This is a genomic window from Exiguobacterium sp. s166 (assembly GCF_018618855.1).
Classification (GTDB): domain Bacteria; phylum Bacillota; class Bacilli; order Exiguobacteriales; family Exiguobacteriaceae; genus Exiguobacterium_A.
Window position 1 is genome coordinate 1 of record NZ_JACSMU010000019.1, and the last position, 404, is coordinate 404.

General features: G+C 49.3%; 2 tRNA genes. Both read left to right on the top strand.

Annotated elements, in window-relative coordinates:
• The first annotated feature begins 122 nt into the window (after window positions 1-122).
• Window positions 123-199: transfer RNA gene (locus KNP93_RS15570), tRNA-Ile, on the top strand.
• Window positions 200-218: 19 nt separating this feature from the next.
• Window positions 219-291, top strand: a tRNA-Ala gene (locus KNP93_RS15575).
• Window positions 292-404 lie beyond the last annotated feature (113 nt).

Genomic DNA, 404 nt, shown 5'->3' on the forward strand with positions numbered 1-404 from the left:
AGGTAGCCGTATCGGAAGGTGCGGCTGGATCACCTCCTTTCTAAGGAAAACGTCCCTTACGGGACATGCCCATCGTTCAGTTTTGAGAGTCCGATCTCTCAATTGAACAACCCATTTTGAATGGGCCTATAGCTCAGCTGGTTAGAGCGCACGCCTGATAAGCGTGAGGTCGGTGGTTCGAGTCCACTTAGGCCCACCATTCAATTTTATAATCTCATGGGGCCTTAGCTCAGCTGGGAGAGCGCCTGCCTTGCACGCAGGAGGTCAGCGGTTCGATCCCGCTAGGCTCCATTTGTCTTTTCCTGACGGAGAAGGCACTCGCACCTTGAAAACTGAAGACATCAACAAGACATCAAATTTTTATAACCATGTCATTAGACGTGTGTTCTTAGAATACCAAAATG